The sequence below is a fragment of the Streptomyces phaeochromogenes genome, assembly GCF_001418655.1.
GTDB lineage: Bacteria > Actinomycetota > Actinomycetes > Streptomycetales > Streptomycetaceae > Streptomyces > Streptomyces phaeochromogenes.
In genome coordinates this window covers 1-5,126 of sequence record NZ_LIQZ01000001.1, presented here as the reverse complement: position 1 = coordinate 5,126, position 5,126 = coordinate 1, and the positions used below count along the sequence as shown (strand labels likewise).

Here is a 5,126-nt window from a genome sequence, read left to right as displayed (position 1 = left end):
GCCCGCCCCCGCAGCACCAGCGCACACCCCCACAGCACAGCGAGCGTGAGCGCCATCATCGTGCCCTCGGTCATGGGCCGCATCGCGGTCGCACCGGTCGGCAGGAGGTAGTAGAGGGCCTGCCCGGTCAGCGCCAATCCCACCGGCACGCCCACGGTCCGCAGGACGAGGAACACCAGCACGCCCCCGGCCGCCGCGACGACCACCCCCGCCGCCCACAGCCCCCACGTCACCCCGAGCACCGTCACGAACGGCACGAGCAGCAGCGGATACCCGGGCCGCACCTCGAAGATCCGCATGAACCGTTCGCTCATGAAGGGCGCCGTCCACCCGGACGTCTGGCCGGCCTCCAGACGCCGTCCGACGCTCCAGTCGTAGTAGCCCCGGCACTCGTCCCGGATCTCCGGCCCCGGATCGGGAGCCCGGAAGCGCCGCACGTCCACACTGTGGTTCCGCGACGCGGTCTCGCCCCGGCTCGCGCACACGTACGCGATCGTGCGCCCCGCCGCCTCCTCCTTGTCCGCACCGCCCAGACTCAGGGCGTACGACAGGTAGTTGCGGCTGTCGGGCGTGTCCCGGCCGGTGACGTTGGCGAGCTGGAGACAGCCGAAGAGGGCGGCGAGGAACAGCACCCACGCGGCGGGGCGAGCGCTCACGAGCGGGCCAACTGCCCGCTCGGGACGCCGGGCGCGGGGACCGTGGGCGGCACGGCGGACAGGTCCTCGCCCAGCATCAGCAGCCGTACGACCCGCTCCGACGCCCGCCCGTCGTCGTAGCCGCCGAACCGCTCCCGGAAGGCCTCCCGCAGTCGCGCCGACTCCTCGTCCCGCCACGCGCCCGACGCGAACAGCCGCGCCAACTCGCCCTCGTCTCGCGTCACATGACCCGGCGGTCGCTCGGTCACGTCGAAGTACGTGCCGCGTCCGGCGAGGTAGGTGTCCCAGTCGTAGGCGTGCAGGACGATCGGCCGGTCGAGGTGGGCGTAGTCGAACATCAGGGACGAGTAGTCGGTGACCAGCGCGTCGGAAGCGAGCATCAGGTCCTCGACGCTCGGCTCGTCGGTGACGTCCAGGAGTACGCCTCGCCTTGCCAAGTCCTTGAGTTCCAGGCCGCGTTCGTGGCGCTGGGCCAGTGACGGGTGGAGGCGGACCGCCAGGACGTGGTCGCCGGGCAGCCCGGCCGCGAGGCGTTCCAGGTCGCACGTGGGCGCGTAACCGCCCTGACGGTGGTCGCGGTTGGTCGGCGCGTACAGGATCAGGGCCCGCTCGTCCGGAACACCCAGCCGCTCCCGCACCGCCTCCCGTCGGCCCGCCTCCGGGCGGACCAGGCAGTCGTTGCGCGGGCTGCCCGAGCGCAGGGACACGAAGTCGCAGGGGTACGCGCGGTCCCAGACCAGCTCCGAGTGCGGGTTCGCGACCAGGCTGTAGTCCCAGCGGTCGGCCCGCCGCAGCATCTTCGGGACACTGAAACCCCGTCGCGCGCCCGGGTACTTGAGCAGGTCCGCGCCCATCGACTTGAGCGGGGTGCCCTGGTGGGTGTGGATGTGCACCGCGCCCTCGCGCTTCACCAGGTCGTTCGCCCAATTCATGTTGTTGACCAGGTACTTGGCCCTCGCCGTCACCTTCCGGTACGCGCGGCTGCCCGGCAGGACGTGCTCGACGTCCGGCGGCAGCGTGTCCACGTACTCCTTCCCGACCACCCACACACCCCGGATGTGCGGGGCGATCTCCCGCGCCTTGCGGTGGATCGCGGCCGGATCGCCCAGGACGCCCCGGTGCGAGAAGGCCGAGTACACGGCCAGGTTCGGGTCGAGCGCGCGCCGCAGCACCAGCCGCCGGTGCGTCGCGAGCAGCACCCTGCGCAGCCGTCGGCGCCAGACCCGGTAGCGCCTGCGCAGACCGGCCCGCCGCACGGCGGCCACGCGGTGCAGGCCGTAGAGGGCGTACGGGGTCCGGGCGAGCAGGGTGAATGACACCCGCGGGATGTCCGCGCCGAGCCGGTGTCCGCCCGGGCGGTACGCCCGCAGGTCCCGTGCCGCCCGCCGGTGGAACTCGGGGCGGGCCGACGGCGGTACGCGGTCCTGCTGGCGGAGGATGAAGAGGTAGTGGTCCGCCATGTGGTCGTAGAGAAAGCCGCGCCACCGCTCCAACTCCGGCCGCTCCGCGATGAATCGGAACAGCCGCTCGTACTGCGCGAACACCTCGAAGTGCTCCCGGCTCGGCGTACGCATCGCGTTGCCCTGGCGGCGCTGCCGGTAGTACACGCAGATCCGGTCGACGAGCGTGATCGTGCGGGCCGTCCACAGCGTCTGGTAGACGACCACCGCGTCCTCGTAGAAGCCGGTGGGGAAGGTGAAGCCGCCCTCGCGGAAGAAGTCGAGGCGGTACGCCTTGTTCCAGACGACCGTGAACAGGTCGAGCAGATCGGGGCGTTCGGCGACCGTGAACACCTCGGGGCCCGGCGCCTCGAACACCGCCGCGTCCCGGTTGCGCTTCACCGCGCCGTGCCAGTGCGTGCGCGCGTAGTCGAACAGGACGATGTCCGGCCGCGAGGTCGCGTCGATGCGCTCGGCGATCGCCCGCAGGGTGCCCGGCGTGTAGCTGTCGTCGCTGTCGAGGAACAGCAGGTACTCGCCCCGCGCCAGCTTCGCCCCGTGGTTGCGGGCCGGGCCGATCCCGCCGTTGACGGGCAGATGCACCGGCACGATCCGCTCGTCGCGGGCCGCGAACTCGTCGATGATCGCCGAACTCCCGTCCGGGGAACGGTCGTTGACGACGATCAGCTCGAAGTCGCCGTACGACTGGTCGAGGACCGACTCCAGGCATACGCGCAGATAGCCCTGCACGTTGTGGACGGGCACGACGATGCTGAAGCGGGGCATGGCACCTCCAGGTCCGGGAACCGGCGGGGATTGCGGGGGACGTGACGGCGGCATCAGCGGGCCGCTGTGTGGGTCCGTGGGCCGACGGCGACCGCCGGTCTCGCCGCCGGAACGGGGAGGCGCTCGTGCAACGGCACCACCGGCGGCAGCTCCTCCTCGGCCTGCCCCAGCAGCACCCGCCGTACGACCCGCTCGGCGGCCCGCCCGTCGTCGAACCGGCAGAAGCGCTCCCGGAACCGGTCCCGCAGCCCGGCGGACCGCTCGTCCGCCCACTCACCCGTCGTGAAGACCCGGATCAACTCGTCCTGCGTACGGGCGACATGGCCGGGCGGCTCGGCCAGCAGGTCGAAGTAGACGCCCCGGGTGTCCCGGTAGACGTCCCAGTCGTCGGCGAACGTCACGATCGGCCGGTCCAGGTTGGCGTAGTCGAACATGATCGACGAGTAGTCCGTGATCAGCGCGTCCGAGGCCAGACAGATGTCCTCGGTCTCGCGTGACGCCGTGACGTCGATCAACCGGCCGGAGGCGACGGCCTGTTGGAGATCCGCGTCGCCTTCGAGGAAGTAGTGCGCGCGCAGCAGCACCACGAACTCCGGTCCCAGCTCGGCGCAGAAGCGGGCCAGGTCGAACTGGGCCGACACATCGCGTGGATAGTCGCGGTACGTCGGCGCGTACAGCAGCGCCACCCGGTCCTCGGGGATGCCGAGCCGCTCGCGGATCGCGGTGACCTCGGCCGGATCCGCCGTGTAGAAGCGGTCGTTGCGCGGATAGCCGTACTCCAGGTGCTGGAACGCGCTGGGATAGGCGCCCGACCAGACCTCTGTGGAGTGGGAGTTGGAGGAGAGGGAGTAGTCCCAGCGGTCCGCGCGCTCCATCAGCCGGCCGAAGCTGCCGGTGGCCGCCGCGACCGCCCGGTACTCGACCTGGTCGACGCCCATCCGCTTCAGCGGTGTCCCGTGGTGCGTCTGGACGTGCACGGACCCGGGGCGTTTGACCACGGCCGTCTCGAAGTTGACGTTGTTGAACGTGTACTTGGCCCGCGCCATCACCTCCCAGTACCGCCTGCTCCCGATCACCACGCTCTCCACGTCCTCGGGCATGCTCGCCGCGTCCTGCTCCCGCACCAGGAACACCGACCTGATGTGCGGGGCGAGTTCGCGTGCCTTGCGGTGGACGGCGGCCGGGTTGCAGGCGTAGCCGCGGCCCCAGTACGCCGCGTAGACGGCGAGGTTCTCGTCGAGGGGCCTGCGGAGGTAGCGCCGGTACGGGCCGCGAGGTCGGCCGCGGCGCCATCTGCGGGCGGCGCGGGTCGCGAACGCACGGGCCTGCTCCGACCGTCGCTCGGCACCGAGGAGCGCGCGGAACGTGGCGTACGCGCCGCGGGCCAGCAGCCGGTTGCGCAGCCCCTTCGTGCGGTGGCCGCGCGGGCGGTGGCGGCGGTACAGCCTGCCCGCCCGGCGGAAGAAGGCCCTTCGGCAGGACGTGGCCGCCGTGTCGAGGACCTCGGCGAAGAGATGGTCGAAGAGGGCGCGCGAGGTGTCCTGGTCCAGGTCCTGTTCGGCTGCTCGCCTCAGTACCAGCTCGACCTGGTCGAGGAGTTGGCGCTGGACGTCGGGTGTCGCACGGCTGCCGTTCGGGCGCCGCTCATGACGTCGTACGCAGACGGTGTCCAGCGCGGCCGTCCTCCCGGCCGCGAGGGTCACCAGGCCGGACCAGCCGATGTCCGTGAAGTGGCCTTCGGGGAAGGTGAGTTGGTGATCGGCGAGGAACGCCCTTCGGTAGGCCGTCGCCCAGACCGGTCGCCGTACGTCCGTGGGGTCGCCGTCCTCGCTCCGCTCCGCCACCGGTTCGCCCACCCACCACGGCACGCGCTCGTGGGCGAGGTACAGGACGTCCACGTCGCCGGTTTCCCGGAGCCGGGCGTCCGTCGCGGCGAGTGCTCCCGGCGTCAGCACGTCGGTCGCGTCCAGGAAGAGCAGGTACGTGCCGGTGGCCGCGTGCATGCCCGCGGCGCGTGAACCGGTGGGGTGGGTGACGCGGGGGTCTCCGGCGGCGTATTCGTCCGCGACGGTCGCCGCCGGGGAGCCGGGGGTGTCGCAGGCCGTGATCAGTTCGAAGTCGGTGAAGGACTGGGCCAGGACCGAGTCGAGGGCGGTGGGGAGGCGCCCCGCGAGGCCTTGAGCGGTGACGATGACGCTGAAGCGGGGCATGTGGTGCGGGGCTCTTTCTGTGACGTGGGGGTGGG

Annotated in this window: 2 protein-coding genes and 1 pseudogene; all 3 read right to left on the bottom strand. The window is 71.7% G+C overall.

Features of this window, described 5'->3' with window-relative positions; translation table 11 throughout:
* A pseudogene (locus AOK17_RS00015) lies at nt 1–656 on the bottom strand (hypothetical protein); the annotation flags it as partial.
* Nucleotides 653–2,881, bottom strand: a complete 2,229-nt coding sequence (locus tag AOK17_RS00010; RefSeq protein WP_055610131.1) for a bifunctional glycosyltransferase/CDP-glycerol:glycerophosphate glycerophosphotransferase — start codon at nt 2,879–2,881, stop codon at nt 653–655. The gene AOK17_RS00010 and the pseudogene AOK17_RS00015, both read right to left, overlap by 4 nt.
* 53 nt (nt 2,882–2,934) lie before the next feature.
* Nucleotides 2,935–5,091 carry a bifunctional glycosyltransferase/CDP-glycerol:glycerophosphate glycerophosphotransferase gene (locus AOK17_RS00005; protein ID WP_055610130.1) on the bottom strand — a complete coding sequence of 719 codons (2,157 nt, stop codon included), beginning with the start codon at nt 5,089–5,091 and terminating at the stop codon, nt 2,935–2,937.
* Between the last annotated feature and the right edge of the window lie 35 nt (nt 5,092–5,126).

Coding starts and splice junctions, on each gene's coding strand:
- AOK17_RS00010 (WP_055610131.1), bottom strand. CDS start 2,881: ATGCCCCGCTTCAGCATCGTCGTGCCCGTCCACAACGTGCAGGGCTAT.
- AOK17_RS00005 (WP_055610130.1), bottom strand. CDS start 5,091: ATGCCCCGCTTCAGCGTCATCGTCACCGCTCAAGGCCTCGCGGGGCGC.